Origin of the sequence: Streptacidiphilus neutrinimicus, assembly GCF_000787815.1 — a bacterium.
Taxonomy (GTDB): Bacteria; Actinomycetota; Actinomycetes; order Streptomycetales; family Streptomycetaceae; genus Streptacidiphilus; species Streptacidiphilus neutrinimicus.
In genome coordinates this window covers 116,213-133,500 of the sequence record NZ_BBPO01000002.1, presented here as the reverse complement: position 1 = coordinate 133,500, position 17,288 = coordinate 116,213, and the positions used below count along the sequence as shown (strand labels likewise).

Genomic DNA, 17,288 nt, shown 5'->3' with positions numbered 1-17,288 from the left:
TCACTTCAGCCGTCGGTTGCGTGGCGAGGCCCCGGGACCCCGCCTAGCGTGACCAGCGTCAGCCAGTCAGGGGGGCTCTTCGAGGAGAACGACGTTGTTCCGTACCTTGCTCCGGTCGGCCCCCGTGGCCCTCACCGCCGTGTCCGCCCTCGCCTTCGCGGGCGCCCCCGCCGCCCACGCCGCCCCGCACGGCGCCACGACCGTGGTCTGCCACGGAGGCGACATCGCCTCCGGCGACTACTACGAGCTCGTGGTCCATGGCGACTGCACCGTCCCTGACGGCGCGAAGGTCACCGTGGAGACCCAGCTCTACGTCACCTCGGGCTCGACGCTCAACGCCATCACCACGGGCCACGTGCACGTCAAGGGCAACGTCGAGGTCGGCCGCGGCGCCGTGCTCGGCCTCGGCTGCAACACCGAGACCAACTGCGCGACGCCCACCAAGGACGAGGTGGGCGGCAACATCAACAGCGACCACGCCACCGCGGTGATCCTGCACGCCGACAGGGTCAAGGGCGACATCACCACCCTGGCCGACGGACCGGGCCTCACCTGCGCGCCGTCGGCGCAGCTCGCGAGCATCCCCAATCTGGGGACCGGCACCCCGGCCTACGACGACTTCGAGGACAACACCGTCGGCGGCTACATCACCACCAGCCACCTGCGCTCCTGCTGGATGGGCGTGATCCGCAACCACGTCGGCACCAACATCCTGGTCCTCGACGACAGGACGGCGGACCCGGACGGCAACGAGGTCGTCACCAACACCGTCAGGGGCGACCTCGGCTGCTACCTCAACAAGCCGGCCGCCCAGCTCGGCGACTCCGGCGGCGCGCCGAACATGGTGAAGGGTCTCAAGCTGGGCGAGTGCGCCTCCCTCTGACCGGCGCGCGACTACTTCCCGGTAACGACATCTAGTCAGCACGTCCCCCCGCGCCTACGCTGCGGGCCATGCCGAACCTGCCCGACCCCGTGCTCTGGTCCATACCCGCGTTCGTCCTGCTCACCGTCGTGGAGCTGGTCTCCTTCCTGATCCATCCGGACGAGGAGGAGGTCGGCTACGCCGGCAAGGACACCGCGACCAGCCTGAGCATGGGGCTGGGCAGTCTCCTCACCAACCTGCTCTGGAAGATCCCGACCGTCATCCTCTACGGCGCCGTCTACGAGCTCACCCCGCTGCGGATGGGCGTGCACTGGGCGACGCTTCCGGTGATGCTGCTGCTCCAGGACTTCTGCTACTACTGGTCGCACCGGAGCAACCACCGGGTCCGGCTGCTGTGGGCCCAGCACGTGGTGCACCACTCCAGCCGTCACTACAACCTCTCCACAGCCCTGCGGCAGCCGTGGACGGATCTCAGTTTCGGCGTCTTCTACCTGCCGATGGTGCTGCTCGGCATCTCCCCCGCAGCCGTGGCCTTCTGCGGCTCGGTCAGCCTGGTCTACCAGTTCTGGATCCACACCGAGCGCATCGACCGGCTCTGGCGGCCGATCGAGGCGGTGTTCAACACGCCGTCACACCACCGCGTCCACCACGCCTCCCAGGGCGGCTACCTGGACCGCAACTTCGGCGGCATCCTGATCGTCTGGGACCGGCTCTTCCGCACCTTCACCGCCGAGACCGACCGCCCCGTCTACGGGCTGACCAAGAACATCGCCACCTACAACCCGCTGCGCGTGGCCACCCACGAGTACGCGTCCATCGGCCGCGACCTCGCCGCCGCGCACGGCTGGCGGGAGCGCCTCGGCTACCTCTTCCGGGGGCCCGGCTGGGCGCCCGTCGCCGGCGACGCCGCGGTGCCGGCGCCCCCGAAGGCCGAGGCCGCCGCGTGAGCACGTCCGCCGCCCCGTCCCCGGACGCGCCCACCGCGCGAGCCTTCGCACCGAACCACCGGCTCACGGGCTATCTGGTCCTGTCCGGCGTCTACCTCGCGCTGATCCTCGTCGGCCTGCCGCTGGCGACGGAGCTGCTCAAGCCGCTGCTGATGCCCGCGCTCGCCCTGGCCTTCGTGCCGCGCCGCGCGCCGAGGCTGCTGATCGGCGCACTGCTCGCCTCCTGCGTCGGGGACACCGCGCTGCTCTTCGGCGGCGTCTGGTTCCTCGTGGGCATGGGCGGCTTCGCCGCCGCGCACGTCTGCTACATCACCCTGTTCACCCGCGGCGGCGCGCTGCGGCCGCTCACCCGCCGGGCGCGGCTGGCGCTCGGGGGCTACGCCGTCGTCTGGGCGGCGCTGATCACCCTGCTCTGGCCGGACCTCCCGGCCGGCCTGCGCATCCCCGTCGCCTGCTACAGCCTGCTGCTGGCCGGCACCGCGGCCACCTCACTGGCGTCGGGGCCGCCCGTGGGGCTGCCCCGCAAGGCGGTGGGCGGTGGGCTCTTCCTGCTCTCGGACTCGCTGATCGCCACCGGCCTCGCGCACTGGCCGCAGCTGCCCGCCGCCGACTTCTGGATCATGCTGACCTATCTGGCGGGCCAGTACCTGCTGGTGACGGGAGCCGTCGGCGCGTGGGATCAGAGCGCGAGGTCGACCACGACCGGTGCGTGGTCCGAAGTGCCCTTGCCCTTGCGGGCCTCGCGGTCCACGTAGGAGTCGGAGACGGCCTCGGTGAACGCCTTGTTGCCGTAGACCAGGTCGATGCGCATGCCGAAGTTCTTCGGGAAGCTGAGCTGGCGGTAGTCCCAGTAGGTGTACGGGTGGTCGTACTTGAGCGGCCGCGGGAAGACGTCCGCGAGGCCCGCCGCCTGCAGGTCCGCCAGCGCGGCCCGCTCGGCCTCCGTCACGTGCGTCGCGCCGTCGAACTTGGCGATGTCCCAGACGTCCGTGTCGGTGGGGGCGATGTTGAAATCGCCGAGGACGGCGAACGGCCGCTCGCCCGCCGCGTCGGCGACGACGGCGTCGCGCAGGGTGGAGAGCCACTGCAGCTTGTAGGCGTAGTGCGCGTGGCCGATCTCGCGCCCGTTGGGCACGTAGACGGACCAGACCCGCAGCGGCCCGCAGGTCGCCGCGACGGCGCGCGGCTCGATCTCGGGCTCGGCCGGCAGCAGCGTCTCCTCGCCCGCGACGGCCGGATCGAGGTACCCGGGCTGGCCGGGCAGATCGCGGACGACGTCCTCCAGGCCGAGCTTGGACAGGATCGCCACGCCGTTCCACCGGCCGGTGCCGTGCGCGGCGGTCTCGTAGCCCAGCTCCCGGACCGCCTCGAGGGGGAACGCGTCCGAGGTGGTCTTCAGCTCCTGCAGGCAGACGACGTCCGGCTGCGCCGAGCGAAGCCACTCCAGCAGCTTCTCCAGCCGGGCGTTCACGGAGTTGATGTTCCAGGTGGCGATGCGAACCGTCATGCGCCCCAACCTACCGCCCGCCACCGACAGCGACGCGTCCCTCACACCTTCGGGGGGTCGGTGCGTCCGGTTCGTGCGCCGTCCGTCATGATGGTCAGCGCTAGATAGGCGAGACGTGGCAGAGGCAGGCGAGGAGCATGGCGGGAACGACACTCGCGGCGGGCTACAGCGGTCCCCCGGCCTGGCAGTGGTCGGACGTGATCACCAGCTGGCAGCTCGAGCCGGTCGTCCTCACGATCTCCGTGGTCCTGGCCGCGCTGTACGCGCTCGGGCTGGTCCGGCTCCGCCGCAAGGGCGGCGGCTGGCCGCTGGGCCGCAGCGCCGCCTGGTTCGGCGGCTGCGCGCTGTGGATCTGGTCGACGATGTCCGGCGTCGGCGTCTACGAGCGGATCCTCTTCACCGACCGCGCGGCCCAGGTCGTCACCCTGCTGATGATCGTCCCGCTGCTGCTGGGCCTCGGCGGCCCGGTCTGCCTGGTCGCGGAGACGGTCGGCGAGCGCGGCCGGGAGCGGCTGCTGAAGGTGCTGCGCAGCTGGCCGTCGCGGATCCTGATGTTCCCGGCGATCTCGACTGCCCTGCTGATGCTGCCGCCGTGGCTCTACTACTTCACCCCCTGGTACGAGCACACCATGACCAGCGCCGGCTGGAACACGGGCCTGCACGTGATCCTGGTCGTCCTGGGCCTGGCGTACTTCTGGCCCCGCCTGCAGATCGACCCGGTCGCGCACGAGTACCCGGCGCTGGTCGGCCTCTTCATCACCATGGCCGAGGTGATCTTCGACGCGGGCCTGGGCATCATGCTGGTCTACGGCCACTCGACCGTCGCCGAGCACTACTACACCGCGCTGGGCCGCCCGTGGGGGCCGTCGATCCGCGAGGACCAGGTGTGGGGCGGCTGCACGGTCTGGGCCCTCGGCGACATGGCCGGCCTGCCCTTCATCGCCGCCCTGGTCCGCCGCTGGATGGTCAAGGGCCGCGCCGAGACGGCGGCGGTCGACGCCGCGATCGACGCCCAGATCGCCCGCCAGCGCGAGGAGGCCGCCGCCCGCAAGGCCACCACCGCGGCGCCCCCCGATGCCGTCGCCCCGGCCCCGGCCGCCGCGACGGTCGTCGCCACGGACGACGACCCGGAGATGCTCCGCCCCTGGTGGCTCGACGACCCCAACCTCGCCCACCGCTTCGGCGGCCCCAAGGACGCCTAGCCGGCCCCGTCGGCTCGTCCGGGCAGACCAGGGTCAGCGCCCGCCTGAACTGTCGCAGTTGAAGCACGCCGCTCGTGTCAGCCGCGCCCGTACTCCTCCTCCGCGCGCCAGAAGTGGAGGTAGCCGACACCGCCGGCGACGATCGCCCAGCCGAGGGCCGTGGCCCAGATGTGCGGGCTGAGGCTGCTCGCCGGGACGGAGGCCATCAGGGCGTAGCGCATCAGCTCGTTGAAGATCAGTGCCGGGTTGAGGTAGAGCAGGGTCCGGACCGAGGCCGGGATGTGGGCGCTGAGGGACTGGACGCTCCAGAAGACGCCCGACATGTACATCCAGGTGCGGATGATGAACGGCATCAGCTGGGCGAGGTCCGTCGTCTTGGCGCCCCAGCGCGCCAGCAGCAGGGCGAGGCCCGCGTTGAAGACGGTCTGCAGGAAGAGCGTCGGGATGACGAGCAGCCACTTGGCGGTCAGCGGCTCCCCGGTGATCAGGATGATCGCACCCAGCACCGACATCGACACCAGCAGCTCCTGCAGCTGCAGGATCGTCATCGACACCGGCAGGCAGGCGCGCGGGAAGTGCAGCGCGCGGATCAGGCCCAGGTTGCCGGAGATGGCGCGGGTGCCGGCCAGCACCGCGGACTGGGTGAACTGGAAGGTGAAGATGCCGGTGCACAGGTACGCGATGTAGTTCGGGATGCCGCGGTTCTGCTCCAGCAGCAGGCCGAAGACCAGGTAGTAGACGGCCGCGTTCAGCAGCGGCGTCATCACCTGCCAGATCTGGCCGAGTCGGGCCGAGCTGTAGTTCGCGGTGAGGCGGGCCGTGGCGAAGGCCAGGATGAAGTGGCGGCGGGCCCACAGCTCCGCGGTGTACCGGGACAGCGGGGGGCGTCGGCCGCTCAGGGTCAGGCCGTACTTGGCGGCGAGCTCGGCCGGGGCGAGGCCCTCGTCGGCGCGCTCCGTCACGTCAGCGACTGCACCGGTCACCCCCCGACGTTCTCACGGGTGCACCCGGCCCGCGCGCGGCGCGCGCCTCCGCTCACCCTGACGGGTGGCGGGCCGCCCGGTTCGCACACGTCAGATTCGAACAGCCGCCAGGTCGAAGGAGGCGACGGCGGGTTCGGTGAGGGTCCCGAGCCAGAGCCGGCCCTCGTGCTCCGCGACGCCGGTGACGGCGCGGAACGCCGCACTCGGCCCCTGCAGGTCGTGGACGACGCGCCCGGCGGTGTCGACGGCGATGACCCACACCGTCGGCTTCGGCCCGGGCAGCAACTGCGGCGGCACCCGCCACAGCGCCTGCCGCGCGAGCGGGTGGCTGCGGTGGAGCAGGTCGAGCAGGGGGTCGCGCGGGGCGACCATCGCGATCCAGAGCAGGCCGTGCGCGCCCGCGCCGAGGTTGTCGGGGAAGCCGGGCAGGTCGACGAAGGTCTCCCGTTGACCTGCGCGGTCGCCGGTCAGCCGGTAGCGGAGGAGGCGGTAGCTCCCGGTCTCGGCGATCGCCAGATAGGAGCCGTCCGGGCCGAGGGCGAGTCCGTTGGCGAACTGCAGCCCGTCGAGCAGGACCTCGGGCTCTCCGCCGTCGCGCGGCAGGCGCAGCAGCCGGCCCGTACCGGAGTGCTCCAGGATGTCGGCACGCCACTCGTCGATGCCGAAGCGGCGGCTGGACTCGGTGAAGTAGATCGTGCCGTCCGCCGCGGCGACGACGTTGCTGACCAGCCGCAGCCGCTCGCCGCCCGCTCGGTCCGCGAGCGTCTCGACGGCGCCGGTGTCCGGGTCGACGCGCAGCAGCCGACCGGCGCGCGCGTCGCAGACGAGCACCCGCCCGTCGGGCAGGACCTCCAGGCCGGCCGGGCGGCCTGGCGCGATGTCGGCGAGGGTCACGGCCTCCTTGCCGTCCGGGCTCAGCCGCAGCAGGCGTCCGTCCTCCACCCCGCACAGGACCCGCCCCTGCGCGTCGAGGACGACGTCCTCCGGCCCCAGCCCCGACAGCGGAACGAGCGTCAGCTCGGGCAGCGAGCGGTACCCCTTCCACGCGCGCGCCCGCCCGCTTCGTCGGGGCGGCGTCCACACCTGCGGTCGGAGGGCCTGCCGGGCCATGCTGCTTCCCCCTTGCCGGGGACGGATGACTGCTGTCGCGGCACATCATGCCGCGCCGCAGCGCCCGGGGCGAGCCCCGCCGCTCCACGCCCGCCGCTGTCCGCCGTCGGAGTGGATGCGGATGTGTCCTGCGCCGATTCTCGAACACGGTGCCGACATGGCAGACGCTCTCGTACAAGGGCTCCAAGACCCTGCTCGATCCGGGCACCATCGGGCTGGGCACGCCGACCAAGCGGTGCCCGGCGACGGTCTGCCTGCCGCAGACCGAGGAGAACCACTACGGCGTCTCCGTGCTGGTGGTGAACGGCTGGGTCGTCCAGAACCCCTCCTTCTCCGGCTACGCGGCGGTCATGGCCTACCTCCCGGGCAAGGACCTTTCGATCGCGGTGTCGGTGACCAACTCCCCGGCCACCGACCTCAACGCGCAGAACCTGGGCAACAACATCGTCAAGGACCTCTCCCACCTGCTGGCGCCCGAACAGCCACTCGACTGAGCCCGAGCACTCCACCACGTCGTAGCCGAGCGCGGGGTTAACCGGTACCAGCGTGCCGCAGGCCGCAACGCCCTCTCCTCCGGTTTTCCTGGCGTGCGCTTCACCCGTCCGGCCTACATCCACCAGCGCGCCGCCCGCGCTGACGAGGTCGCGGACAGTTCGATGGTGTCCGCACGTGTCTCCGGCCGAAAGGGAAAGGGGGGCGGCCTCGTGATCCGGTTCGAGTCCGTCAGCAAGAAGTACCCCGACGGCACGCTCGCAGTCGACCGCCTGGAGCTGGTCGCACCGTCGGGGGAGATCACCGTGCTCGTCGGGCCCTCGGGCTGCGGGAAGACCACCAGCCTGCGGATGATCAACCGGATGATCGAGCCGACGAGCGGGCGGATCTGGCTCGACGACCGCGACACCGCCACCGTGCCCACCCACGAGCTGCGGCGCGGTATCGGGTACGTCATCCAGCACGCCGGGCTGTTCCCGCACAGGACCGTGCTGGACAACATCACGACCGTGCCCGAGCTGCTCGGCCGCGACAAGAAGGAGACCCGCCGCAGAGCGCTGGAGCTGATGGAGCGGGTCGGGCTGCCCGCCCACTTCGCCAAGCGCTACCCCGCGCAGCTGTCCGGCGGGCAGCAGCAGCGCGTCGGCGTCGCGCGGGCGCTGGCCGCGGACCCGCCGGTGATGCTGATGGACGAGCCGTTCAGCGCCGTCGACCCGGTCGTACGCGCGCAGCTGCAGAACGAGTTCCTGCGGCTGCAGGGCGAGCTGGGCAAGACGATCGTGTTCGTCACTCACGACATCGACGAGGCCATCAAGCTCGGCGACCGGGTCGCCGTGCTCCAGGTCGGCGGGCACCTGGCGCAGTTGGCGCCGCCCGCCGAGTTGCTTTCGGATCCATCGGACGCCTTCGTGGCCGGGTTCGTCGGGCGCGACCGCGGCTACCGCGCGCTCGGGTTCGCCGAGGCGGGACGGCTGCCGGTGCGCAAGGAGCACGCCGTGCGTCTCGGCGGCGGGCTGGGTGAGGCCCGCGACGCGGCCGAGGACGGCTGGGTGCTGGTGACCGACGCCGAGGACCGGCCGCAGGGCTGGCTGCGCACCGACCGGCTGCCGGAGGCGGCGCTGCCAGGCCCGGTCACCGCACAGGAGCTGAACCTCGGCGGCACGCTCGCCCCCGAGACGGCGACCCTGCGTGAGGCCCTGGACTCCGCGCTCTCCTCCCCCAGCGGTCGGGGGGTGATCGTCGACGGCGCGGGTCGACTGCTCGGCACCGTCACCGCGTCCGAGGTGCTCACCCGGATCGAGCAGCAGCGCGTCGCGGACGGCCGACCGCCGGCGCGCGACGCCGGGCTCGACGCCGAGACCGACGTCGGGCGGGACGACGGGGAGGGCGGTGAGGTCGTCTGATGCCGTCCCCTGTCTCCCCGCACGTCTCGCCGGGGGTAGCCCCGCGCGTCTTGCCGCCCGTCGCACCGCTGGCCCAGGACTCCTCGCCGCTCGGCATGTTCGGGTACTTCAACGACCACCGCGACGAGGTGCTCAACTGGCTCTGGTACCACACCTGGCTCTCCGCGGTCCCGGTGGTGGCCGGGCTGCTGATCGCGCTCCCGCTCGGCTGGGTGGCGCGCCGCTACCGGTGGACCTACCCGCCGCTGGTCACCGCGGCCGGACTGCTCTACACGATCCCGTCCATCGCGCTGTTCGTGGCGATGCCGGACATCCTCGGCACCCAGATCCTCGACCCGATCAACGTCGCGGTCGCCCTCACCGTCTACAGCGTCGCCCTGCTGGTCCGCGTCGTGGCCGACGGGCTGGGCGCGGTGCCGGACGACGTCGCGCAGGCGGCGACGGCGATGGGCCTGACCCGGCGTCAACGGCTGCTGAAGGTGGAGCTGCCACTGGCCGTGCCGGTGATCGCGGCAGGCGTGCGCGTCGCGGTCGTCGCCAACGTCAGCCTGGTGGCCGTGGCCGGCACCATCGGCGTGCCCAACCTCGGCCAGTTGTTCACCACCGGCTTCCAGCTCTCGGTCGGCAGCCCCTACTACCCGCCGATCACCCTCGGGATCGTGCTGTGCGTGCTGCTGGCGCTGGCGCTGGACCTGCTGGTGGTCGGCGGCACCTGGCTGGCGACCCCGTGGCGGCGGGCGGTGAGCGGCTCGTGATCCAGTGGCTCAACGACCCGGGGAACTGGACCGCCTCGGGCGGCATCCTGGACCAGCTCTGGTCGCACCTGCAGTACGCACTGTTCGCGCTGGTCGTCGCCACCGCCCTGGCCCTGCCCGTCGGGCTGCTGATCGGACACGCCGGGCGCGGCCGGTGGCTGGTCACCGTCGCCAACGCCGTGCGCGCGCTGCCGGTGGTCGGGCTGCTGATCCTGCTCTACGTGATGCTGGCCCCGCACATCCACGGCCGGGGCGACACCGTCTACCTCCTGCCGACGGAGATCGTGCTGATCCTGCTGGCGATCCCGCCGATCCTGGCCAGCACCGTCGCCGGCGTCGAGAACGTGGACCCGGCCGTGCGGGACGCGGCGGCCGGGATGGGCATGCGCGGCGGTCAGGTGGTGCGCCGGGTCGAGCTGCCGAACGCGCTGCCCCTGGTCTTCTCCGGGGTGCGCAGCGCGACGCTGCAGGTCATCGCGACGGCCACGGTCGCCGCCTACCTGGGCCTCGGCGGCCTCGGCCGCTTCGTCTACGACGGCCAGGCCAGCCAGAACTTCGCCGAGCGGGACGCGGGCGCGCTGCTGGTCGCGATGCTCGCGGTCGCCGCGGACCTGGTGCTGGCACTCGCCCAGCGCTACACGGTCTCGCGCGGCGTCTCCGGCCGCTTCTCGCGGCGGACGCTCGTCGGCGACCCGGTCGCCACGGCCGACGCGCCGCCGTCCACGCACACCGCGTGACCCCCGTCCTCGGGGCGCCCACGCCCCCGACTCCTCCGACTCCCCGCTCCCACTACCCAGGAGAACGAACGATGAAGAAGGCACTCACGTCAGCCCTCGTCGCGGTCTGCGCGACGGCGCTCGCCGCCTGCGGCAGCAGTGGCAGCAGCGGCTCGAACGGACTCTCGGCCAGCGGCGGCAGCAGCGCGTCGGGCGGCGGCACGACCATCGCCTCGAAGCTGGTCCTGGGCGGCTCGCCTGAGTTCAAGACCCGCACGGACGGCATCCCCGGCCTCGAGCGCGTCTACGGCGTCACCTTCGGCTCCTACAAGACCCTCGACGCCGGCGGCCCGCTGACCATCAACGCGCTGAAGAACGGTCAGATCGACGCGGGCGACATCTTCACCACCGACCCCTCGATCCCGGCGAACGGCTTCGTCGTGCTGCAGGACCCGAAGAACCTCTACGCCGCGCAGAACGTGCTGCCGCTGATCAACAAGGCGAAGGCGTCGCCGGGCGTCACCTCCACCCTCAAGGCGGTCTCGGACAAGCTCGACACCAACACGCTGGCCCAGCTCGACGTCCACGTCATCACCGACAAGCAGGACCCGGCTGCCGTCGCCGAGGGCTGGCTGGCCGCGGAGGGCCTCAACAAGACCGGCACGGCGGCGCAGGGCGTCTCCGTCAAGATCGGCTCGGCGAACTTCCAGGAGAGCGTCCTGCTCGCGGAGATCTACGCGAAGGCGCTGCAGGCCCAGGGGGCCAGCGTCACCACCCGCTTGAACATCGGCAGCCGCGAGACCTACGTCCCGGGCCTGAAGGACGGCTCGATCGACCTGATCCCCGAGTACAGCGGCGCGCTGCTGGTGTACTTCGACCCCAAGGCCACCGCGGTCTCGTCCGCCGACGTCTACGCGGCGCTGCAGAAGGCCGTTCCGGCTCCGCTGACCGTCCTCGGCCAGTCCTCCGCCCAGGACAAGGACGCGATCGTGGTCACCAAGGCGACGGCAGACAAGTACCACCTGGTCACGATCGCCGACCTCGCGAACAACGGCTGAGGCCCGGGGCGACGGGGCCGAGGCCGCGCACGCCCTGGCGCGCGGGTGCGCCGGGCGGGGCGCCCGCGCCCCGCCCGGCTCCTCGCGCCCCGTCAGGCGAGGCCGGACAGCACGTCGTCCAGTCGCTCGTAGCCCTCGATCACGCCGCGGTCCATGCCGCTGGCCAGGATCATGTCGCGGGTCACGAGGGACTCGACGACGGAGAGGACGGTGACTCGGGTGCGGCCGTCGCCGAGGTCCTCGAAGGTCGCGGTGTCCAGCGCGACGCCGTCCGGAACGCCCTCGTAGGTGAAGGTCTGCACGAGGCGGCTCTCGGGGCGCACCTCGTGGAAGGAGCCGTAGAAGGCGGCGACCTCTTCGCCCCCGCGCAGCTGGCGGTAGCGGTAGTGGCCGCCGGTGCGCAGCTCCCAGATGTCGAACTCGGTGCTGAGGTCCTTGGGTCCGAGCCAGCGGCCGACCAGCTCCGGGTCGATCCAGGCCCGGAAGACCTTGGCGACGGGGGCGTCGAACTCGCGGGTGATGCGGATGGTCGGCAGCTGGGGGTCGGCCTCGATGGCGGTCTCGTGGACCGGTCGCGTGGTCATGGCGATGCCACTCCTTCGTCCTCGTCCTGCTGGTGTTCGTCGTTGTGCTGCGTGTCGTGCGCGTCGTCGTGCATGTCGTCGTCCATGGCCGCCAGCACGGCGTCCAGGCGGCGGAAGCGCTCCTCGGCGTTGCGCCGGTAGCGGTCGACCCAGGCGGTCATCTCGTCGAGCACGGCCGTCTCCAGATGGCACGGGCGGCGCTGCGCGTCGCGGCTCCGGCTTATCAGCCCGGCCTCCTCCAGCACCTTGAGGTGCTTGGACACCGCCTGGAGCGACATCGCGAACGGCTCGGCCAACTGGCCGGGCGTGGCGTCCGCGAGTGACAGCCGGGCCACTATGTCCCGCCTGGTCGGATCGGCGAGCGCGGTGAACGCCCGGGAGAGCTGGTCCTCGGCCACCGTCGTCCTTTCCCGGCCTCTTTCTCAACCGATTGGTTGATAACAACGCTACGCCCCTTCCGCACATTGTCAACCGATGGGTTGAAGATGCAGCTCAAGGCGGGACCGCGCCGCTCCCCCTCCGCTGCCAGACCGGCCCAGGGCGGAGATACAGCGCACCATGATCGACGGCCATCCGCTCCGCCGGCTGGGAGGCGTCACCCCTTGGTGGCGGCGTACTCCTCGCGCGTGATCGCGTCCACGAGCACCCGCGTGCCGTGTGCAGGCACGACGGCCTCCTCGGCGAAGCGCAGGCCGAGCTTCTCCATGACCCGTCCGGATCGGTGGTTGTCGGGGTGACGGATGCTCACGACCCGATCGAGCTCCGCCTCCGCGAACGCGAAGTCCAGCAACGGCGCCGCCGCCTCGGTGGCGTAGCCACGACCCCAGAAGCCACGCCGGAACCGCCAGCCGATCTCGACCGCGGGCAGGATCTGCGGCAGGAACCTCGGCACCGCGAGAGTGACCCACCCCGCGTACTTTCCGCCATCCCGGGTGATCACGGAGAGCATGCCGAAGCCGTTGCGGGCCCATCCCTCGCGCGCCCGCGACACGATCGCGGCGGTCGACTCCCGGTCGACCGGCCCGAGGGAGCCGTCCCCGATGTACCGCATCACCTCGGGGTCGGTGTTCATCTCCAGCAGCGGATCGATGTCCTCCTGCGCCGGAGGACGGAGCAGCAGCCGGTCGGTCGTCAGCGTGATCACGAGGCCACTGTGCCACGGAGACGACCAACCCCGGCCTCCCTTTTCGGGGAGACCGGGAGCCGGCTCGACAACGGATCAGATGACCGGCGGGCGGCCGAGCTTCGTCATGCGCCACACCGTCGACCAGCGGATCGGCCGACGCGGACCGGCCGGCTGGCGCCAGCCGGCGGCGAAGCCGCCGAGCCAGGCGCGCAGCGCCTCGCCCGAGGGGCGGCGCGCCAGCGTCAGCAGGAGCCAGACGCCGAGGTAGACCGGGACCAGCAGGGCCGGCAGGTTGCGGCGGGCGAGCCAGACGCGGTTGCGGGCGATGTTGTGGTTGTACGTCGCGTGCCGCGAGGGCAGCGTGCGCGGGTGGCGCAGCACGACGTCCGAGCGGTACTCGATCTCCCAGCCCGCGTCCAGCGCACGCCAGGCGAGATCGGTCTCCTCGTGGCCGTAGAAGAACACGTCCGGCAACTGCCCGGCGGTCGCGAAGACCTGCGAGCGCACCGCGCTCGCACCGCCCAGGAAGGTGGTCACCCGCGAGGAGCGCATCGGGTCGGAGGCGCGCAGGCGCGGCACGTGGCGGCGCTGCGACAGGCCCTCCTCGTCGACGATGCGAAAGGAGACGATGCCGAGCTTCGGGTCGGCGGCGAAGGCCTCCCGCAGCTTCTCGGCCGTGTCCTCCAGCGGCAGCAGCCCGTCGTCGTCCAGGAAGAGCACGACGTCGACCTCGCGGCCGTCGGGCCCGAAGGCCTCGATGCCGACGTTGCGGCCGCCGGGGATGCCGAGGTTCTCCGGCACGGCCACGCCGCGCACACCGTCGGGTAGTTCCGGCAGCGGCGCGCCGTTGGCGACGACGGCGACCTCGACGACCGGGCCGCGCTGCGCGGCCACGGAGTCGAGGAGGGCCTTGAGTTCGACCGGGCGCGTGCCCTGGGTGATGACCACCGCGCCGAGCTTCAGTTCCTTGGAATCTGTCATGACACTCACCGAAGTCGGCTGGAGAGGACGATGCTGAGCAGGTGCAGCGCGGTCTGCAGCAACGCGATCGCCGCGAGGACCGCCACCGCGAGGCGGGTGAAGAACAGGTCGCCGTGAACCGCGTCCGCGATGCCCGCCGCCAGGATGACCAGCGACGCCTCGACACCGCCGATCAGACGGTGGAACTTCAGCGCCGACGCCGCCTTGCGGGCCTTGGCGACGCCCGCCGCGCGCGGCACCGAGGCCGAGTCCTCGACGGCCGTCAGGCCGCGGCGGATCCGGGCGACGTCGACGAGGTCCGTCTCCGCCTTGATCAGGATCGCGCCGAGCGCGGCCAGCGTGCCGAGGAACGCCCACAGCCAGGCGCGGGCGCCCTGCTGCTGGAACAGGTCCGCGGCGCGCAGGCCGAAGCCGGTCAGCAGGGCCGCCTCGGAGAGGTAGTGGCCGACGCGGTCGAGGTAGACCCCGGTCGTGGAGGTCTGCTTGCGCCAGCGTGCGAGCTCGCCGTCGACGCAGTCCAGGCCCAGGTAGAGCTGGATCAGCAGGGCGCCCAGCACGGCGCCCCAGAGGCCGGGCACCAGCAGCGCAGCCCCGGCCAGCACGCCGGCGACCATCATCAGCCAGGTCAGCTGGTTCGGCGTGACCGGCGCGTTGACCAGGTGGCGGGTCACCCGCGAGGAGATCCGCCGCATGTAGAGGCGGCCGGCCCAGTGCTCGCCGGAACGGCGGTCCAGCAGGCCCTCCGGGTGCGCGACGGCGCGGAACTCGGCGAGCGTCGGCTTGCTGGTGTTCATGGCGGCGCCCCGGTCAGGAGCAGACGTCTTTGACATAGGAGAAGTACGCGTCCCGGATGGCGGAGGGGGCGAGATCGAGGTGTTCCAGGATGGTGTAGCGGCCCGGGCGGGTCTGCGGCGCGAAGTGCACGGCCTGGACGAACTCCTCCTCGGAGAAGCCGATCTGGTCGGCCGTCACCGGCAGCCCGTGCCGCCGCAGGGCCTCGACCATCTGCGCGGCCACCGGCAGGTCGCCGCGCAGGTAGGTGGCGAATGCGGCGCCGAGGCCGCACTGCTCGCCGTGCTGCGCCTTGCGGTCCGGGTAGAGGATGTCGAGCGCGTGGTTGATCTCGTGGCACGCGCCGCTGGCGGGGCGGCTGCTGCCCGCGACGTTCATGGAGATGCCGGTGAGCACCAGCGCCTCGGCGAGCGCGACGAGGAAGTCGTTGTCGGCGATCGTGCCCGGGTGGCGCAGGATCGTCTCCCCGGCGGTGCGCGACATCGCGGCCGCGAGGCCGTCCACGGCCTCGCCCGTCTCGCGCTGGGACAGCTCCCAGTCCGCGATGCAGGAGACGTTGGACACGGCGTCGCCGATGCCCGCGGCGACGTAGCGGGCAGGAGCCTGCCGGATGACGTCGAGGTCGACGATCATCGCGATCGGGCTGGGCACTCCGTAGGAGCCGCGGCCGGCGTCGTTGTCGAGTGTGGAGACGGGCGAGCACAGGCCGTCGTGGGCGAGGTTGGTCGCGACCGCGACGACCGGCAGGCCGACCCGGGCCGCGGCGTACTTCGCCACGTCGATGATCTTGCCGCCGCCCAGGCCGACGAGCGCGTCGTAGTGGCCGCCCTTGATCTGGTCGGCCAGCTTGACCGCGGCGTCGAGCGTGCCGTCCTTCACCGTGAACCAGGCCGCGCCGGGCAGCTGCGGCGCGAGGCGCTCGCGCATGGCGGCGCCGGAGCCGTTGCTGACGGCGACGGCGATCCGGCCGGTGGAGGCGATGCCGGGGTTGGCCAGCACCTCGCCGAGGTGGTCGAGCGCGCCGGAGCGCACGTCGACCACCAGGGGCGAGGGGACCAGTCGGGTCAGTACCGGCACGCGATCTCCCGGCCGCGCGCGAGGTCGTCGTGGTTGTCCACCTCGACCCAGTCGACCTGTCCGATGGGCTGGACGTCGATCCGCAGGCCGCGGTCGATCATCTCCTGGTAGCCGTCCTCGTAGTACAGCTGCGGGTCGCGCTCGAAGGTGGCCTGCAGCGCGGAGGCCAGGTCGGCGGCGGCGGAGGGGTTGATCAGCGTGACGCCGATGTACTCGCCGGTGGCGTCGGCCGGATCCATCAGCTTGGTGATGCGGCGGGCGCCCAGCTCCGGGTCGACCGTGACCTTCATCTCCTCGTCGGCGAGCTTCTTCACCGTGTCGAGGGCGAGCAGGATGCCGGGCTGGCGGCCTTCGGCGGCGAGCTTGGCGTTGGCCTCCAACAGCGTCCGCTCGACCGAGGCCGGGTGGATGGTGTCGCTGTTGGCGAGGATCACGCCCTCCTTGAACAGGTCGCGCGCGCACCACACCGTGTAGCAGTTGTTCCAGGTCTCGGCCTTGGGGTTGTCCACCAGGTGCAGGGTGACGCCGTGGCGGCGCTCCAGCGCGGTCTTGCGCTCACGGATCGCGTCGGCGCAGTAGCCCACGATGATCGCCACGTCGCGCATCTCCACCTCGGCGAAGTTGCGCAGGGTGATGTCGAGGATGGTCCGCTCGTCGTCCACCGGCACCAGCGCCTTGGGCAGGGTGTCGGTGTAGGGACGGAGGCGGCTGCCCGCGCCTGCGGCCGGAACAAGGCCGATCATGTGGATTCTCCAGGGATTGCCAGTGCGGTTTCACGTACGTTCACGAAGGGTTCGCCCCCACCCCATCGTGCCGATCATCATTGCGGACCCCCACGTCGCGGGACAAGCCACAGCGGTCGCGGGGGCCTTTTGGGGCAGACTGTACCTGGCCCGAGAGGGCGCTGTTGCTGCCGCAGAACCGCGCGACCGACGCGAAAGGTGATCCATGACCACCACCACCGTGACGACGACGGACGAGATCCTGCTCGAACTTGTCGACGAGCAGGGCCGGACGATCGGCACGGCCGAGAAGCTGTCCGCGCACCAGGCCCCCGGCCGACTGCACCGGGCCTTCTCCGTGTTCCTCTTCGACGCGCAGGGGCGGATGCTGCTGCAGCAGCGCGCGCTCGGCAAGTACCACTCCCCCGGGGTCTGGTCCAACACCTGCTGCGGGCACCCGTACCCCGACGAGCCGCCTTTCGTCGCCGCCGCCCGCCGCACGGCCGAGGAGCTCGGCGAGGCGCCGGTCCGACTGGAGGCTGCCGGCACGGTGACGTACGACCTCCCCGACGAGGCGTCCGGGCTGGTGGAGAAGGAGTACAACCACCTGTTCGTGGGTGTGGCGGCCCAGGCGTTCACCCCGAACCCGGAGGAGGTCGCGGACACGGCGTTCGTGAGCGCGGCGGAGCTCGCCGCACTGCGCGCGGAGAAGCCGTTCTCGGTGTGGTTCGGCACGGTGCTGGACGCGGCGCTGCCGACGGTCCGCGCGGCGTTCCCGGGCGCGGGCTGGTAGTCCTTCCGTGCGGCTTCGCAAAGGAGCCCCGGCCCGCGTCGAGCGGGCCGGGGCTCCTTTGCTGCGCCTGTTGCTGTTCGGGTGCGGCGGCTCCGGGCACTCCCCCGAGTGCGCCCGGCGGCCGCCGCGCTCTCAGTCTTCGCGCCGGGGCCCTCCG

The 17,288-nt window shown here is 71.8% G+C and carries 20 protein-coding genes; 10 read left to right on the top strand and 10 right to left on the bottom strand.

Going from position 1 to position 17,288, the window contains the following annotated elements; all coding sequences use genetic code 11:
- Nucleotides 1-94: 94 nt before the first annotated feature.
- From TR48_RS02020 to TR48_RS02010, 3 genes are all read left to right on the top strand, one after another.
- The gene (locus TR48_RS02020; RefSeq protein ID WP_042364041.1) at nt 95-883 is read left to right on the top strand and encodes a hypothetical protein; all 789 of its coding nucleotides are present in this window, start codon (nt 95-97) and stop codon (nt 881-883) included.
- Nucleotides 884-951: 68 nt separating this feature from the next.
- On the top strand, nt 952-1,830 hold the full coding sequence (locus tag TR48_RS02015; RefSeq protein ID WP_042364040.1) for a sterol desaturase family protein: 879 nt from the start codon (nt 952-954) through the stop codon (nt 1,828-1,830).
- Nucleotides 1,827-2,585 carry a lysoplasmalogenase gene (locus tag TR48_RS02010; protein ID WP_063770877.1) on the top strand — a complete coding sequence of 253 codons (759 nt, stop codon included), beginning with the start codon at nt 1,827-1,829 and terminating at the stop codon, nt 2,583-2,585. Before TR48_RS02015 ends, TR48_RS02010 begins: the two co-directional genes overlap by 4 nt.
- Here TR48_RS02010 and TR48_RS02005 read toward each other — a convergent pair.
- Entirely contained in the window at nt 2,510-3,337 is an 828-nt protein-coding gene (locus TR48_RS02005; protein ID WP_042364039.1) for an exodeoxyribonuclease III, read from the bottom strand. The genes TR48_RS02010 and TR48_RS02005 overlap by 76 nt on opposite strands.
- Before the next feature lie 137 nt (nt 3,338-3,474).
- On the opposite strand from TR48_RS02005, the gene TR48_RS02000 reads away from it, so the two are divergent.
- Nucleotides 3,475-4,539 (top strand): cytochrome c oxidase assembly protein, encoded by a 1,065-nt coding sequence (locus TR48_RS02000; RefSeq protein ID WP_052442338.1) that lies wholly within the window; start codon nt 3,475-3,477, stop codon nt 4,537-4,539.
- A 77-nt stretch (nt 4,540-4,616) separates the two neighbouring features.
- On the opposite strand, the gene TR48_RS01995 is transcribed toward TR48_RS02000, so the two are convergent.
- Nucleotides 4,617-5,501: an ABC transporter permease gene (locus TR48_RS01995; protein ID WP_236651967.1), complete on the bottom strand. Its 885-nt coding sequence runs from the start codon at nt 5,499-5,501 to the stop codon at nt 4,617-4,619.
- 111 nt (nt 5,502-5,612) lie between these two features.
- Nucleotides 5,613-6,632: an SMP-30/gluconolactonase/LRE family protein gene (locus TR48_RS01990; protein WP_084728699.1), complete on the bottom strand. Its 1,020-nt coding sequence runs from the start codon at nt 6,630-6,632 to the stop codon at nt 5,613-5,615.
- A 149-nt stretch (nt 6,633-6,781) separates the two neighbouring features.
- Here TR48_RS01990 and TR48_RS01985 point away from each other — a divergent pair, with 149 nt between their 5' ends.
- The 5 genes from TR48_RS01985 to TR48_RS44855 all read left to right on the top strand — a co-directional run bounded on the left by TR48_RS01985 (nt 6,782) and on the right by TR48_RS44855 (nt 11,056).
- Nucleotides 6,782-7,126, top strand: a complete 345-nt coding sequence (locus tag TR48_RS01985; RefSeq protein ID WP_042364037.1) for a hypothetical protein — start codon at nt 6,782-6,784, stop codon at nt 7,124-7,126.
- Nucleotides 7,127-7,336: 210 nt separating this feature from the next.
- Entirely contained in the window at nt 7,337-8,527 is a 1,191-nt protein-coding gene (locus tag TR48_RS01980; protein WP_042364210.1) for an ABC transporter ATP-binding protein, read from the top strand.
- 50 nt (nt 8,528-8,577) lie between these two features.
- On the top strand, nt 8,578-9,282 hold the full coding sequence (locus TR48_RS01975) for an ABC transporter permease (protein WP_236651966.1): 705 nt from the start codon (nt 8,578-8,580) through the stop codon (nt 9,280-9,282).
- Nucleotides 9,279-10,019, top strand: coding sequence for an ABC transporter permease (locus TR48_RS01970; protein ID WP_201777080.1), 741 nt, complete (start codon nt 9,279-9,281; stop codon nt 10,017-10,019). Before TR48_RS01975 ends, TR48_RS01970 begins: the two co-directional genes overlap by 4 nt.
- Nucleotides 10,020-10,090: 71 nt before the next feature.
- Complete coding sequence (locus tag TR48_RS44855; protein ID WP_052442337.1) at nt 10,091-11,056, top strand: glycine betaine ABC transporter substrate-binding protein; 966 nt, start codon at nt 10,091-10,093, stop codon at nt 11,054-11,056.
- A gap of 92 nt (nt 11,057-11,148) precedes the next feature.
- On the opposite strand, the gene TR48_RS01955 is transcribed toward TR48_RS44855, so the two are convergent.
- The 7 genes from TR48_RS01955 to TR48_RS01925 all read right to left on the bottom strand — a co-directional run bounded on the left by TR48_RS01955 (nt 11,149) and on the right by TR48_RS01925 (nt 16,359).
- On the bottom strand, nt 11,149-11,640 hold the full coding sequence (locus tag TR48_RS01955) for an SRPBCC family protein (protein ID WP_042364035.1): 492 nt from the start codon (nt 11,638-11,640) through the stop codon (nt 11,149-11,151).
- A complete protein-coding gene (locus tag TR48_RS01950; protein WP_084728698.1) occupies nt 11,637-12,038 on the bottom strand; it encodes an ArsR/SmtB family transcription factor in 402 nt (133 codons plus the stop codon). Before TR48_RS01950 ends, TR48_RS01955 begins: the two co-directional genes overlap by 4 nt.
- A gap of 197 nt (nt 12,039-12,235) precedes the next feature.
- Nucleotides 12,236-12,784: a GNAT family N-acetyltransferase gene (locus TR48_RS01945; protein ID WP_042364034.1), complete on the bottom strand. Its 549-nt coding sequence runs from the start codon at nt 12,782-12,784 to the stop codon at nt 12,236-12,238.
- Between the two features lie 75 nt (nt 12,785-12,859).
- Nucleotides 12,860-13,747 carry a glycosyltransferase family 2 protein gene (locus TR48_RS01940; protein ID WP_174501661.1) on the bottom strand — a complete coding sequence of 296 codons (888 nt, stop codon included), beginning with the start codon at nt 13,745-13,747 and terminating at the stop codon, nt 12,860-12,862.
- A 5-nt stretch (nt 13,748-13,752) separates the two neighbouring features.
- The gene (locus TR48_RS01935; RefSeq protein WP_042364033.1) at nt 13,753-14,541 is read right to left on the bottom strand and encodes a CDP-alcohol phosphatidyltransferase family protein; all 789 of its coding nucleotides are present in this window, start codon (nt 14,539-14,541) and stop codon (nt 13,753-13,755) included.
- Between the two features lie 13 nt (nt 14,542-14,554).
- The gene (locus TR48_RS01930; protein ID WP_042364032.1) at nt 14,555-15,616 is read right to left on the bottom strand and encodes an iron-containing alcohol dehydrogenase family protein; all 1,062 of its coding nucleotides are present in this window, start codon (nt 15,614-15,616) and stop codon (nt 14,555-14,557) included.
- Entirely contained in the window at nt 15,604-16,359 is a 756-nt protein-coding gene (locus TR48_RS01925; protein ID WP_042364031.1) for a phosphocholine cytidylyltransferase family protein, read from the bottom strand. Before TR48_RS01925 ends, TR48_RS01930 begins: the two co-directional genes overlap by 13 nt.
- 205 nt (nt 16,360-16,564) lie before the next feature.
- Between TR48_RS01925 and idi the strand changes: the two genes are divergently transcribed.
- A complete protein-coding gene (gene idi, locus TR48_RS01920; RefSeq protein ID WP_042364030.1) occupies nt 16,565-17,131 on the top strand; it encodes an isopentenyl-diphosphate Delta-isomerase in 567 nt (188 codons plus the stop codon).
- The last annotated feature ends 157 nt before the right edge of the window (nt 17,132-17,288 follow it).

What these genes read in the sequence shown, in the direction of transcription:
- TR48_RS01990 (WP_084728699.1), bottom strand. Translation starts at nt 6,632, where the DNA reads ATGGCCCGGCAGGCCCTCCGACCGCAGGTGTGGACGCCGCCCCGACGA.
- TR48_RS01940 (WP_174501661.1), bottom strand. Translation starts at nt 13,747, where the DNA reads ATGACAGATTCCAAGGAACTGAAGCTCGGCGCGGTGGTCATCACCCAG.
- idi (WP_042364030.1), top strand. Translation starts at nt 16,565, where the DNA reads ATGACCACCACCACCGTGACGACGACGGACGAGATCCTGCTCGAACTT.
- TR48_RS01935 (WP_042364033.1), bottom strand. Translation starts at nt 14,541, where the DNA reads ATGAACACCAGCAAGCCGACGCTCGCCGAGTTCCGCGCCGTCGCGCAC.
- TR48_RS44855 (WP_052442337.1), top strand. Translation starts at nt 10,091, where the DNA reads ATGAAGAAGGCACTCACGTCAGCCCTCGTCGCGGTCTGCGCGACGGCG.
- TR48_RS01925 (WP_042364031.1), bottom strand. Translation starts at nt 16,359, where the DNA reads ATGATCGGCCTTGTTCCGGCCGCAGGCGCGGGCAGCCGCCTCCGTCCC.
- TR48_RS02005 (WP_042364039.1), bottom strand. Translation starts at nt 3,337, where the DNA reads ATGACGGTTCGCATCGCCACCTGGAACATCAACTCCGTGAACGCCCGG.
- TR48_RS02000 (WP_052442338.1), top strand. Translation starts at nt 3,475, where the DNA reads ATGGCGGGAACGACACTCGCGGCGGGCTACAGCGGTCCCCCGGCCTGG.
- TR48_RS02015 (WP_042364040.1), top strand. Translation starts at nt 952, where the DNA reads ATGCCGAACCTGCCCGACCCCGTGCTCTGGTCCATACCCGCGTTCGTC.
- TR48_RS01955 (WP_042364035.1), bottom strand. Translation starts at nt 11,640, where the DNA reads ATGACCACGCGACCGGTCCACGAGACCGCCATCGAGGCCGACCCCCAG.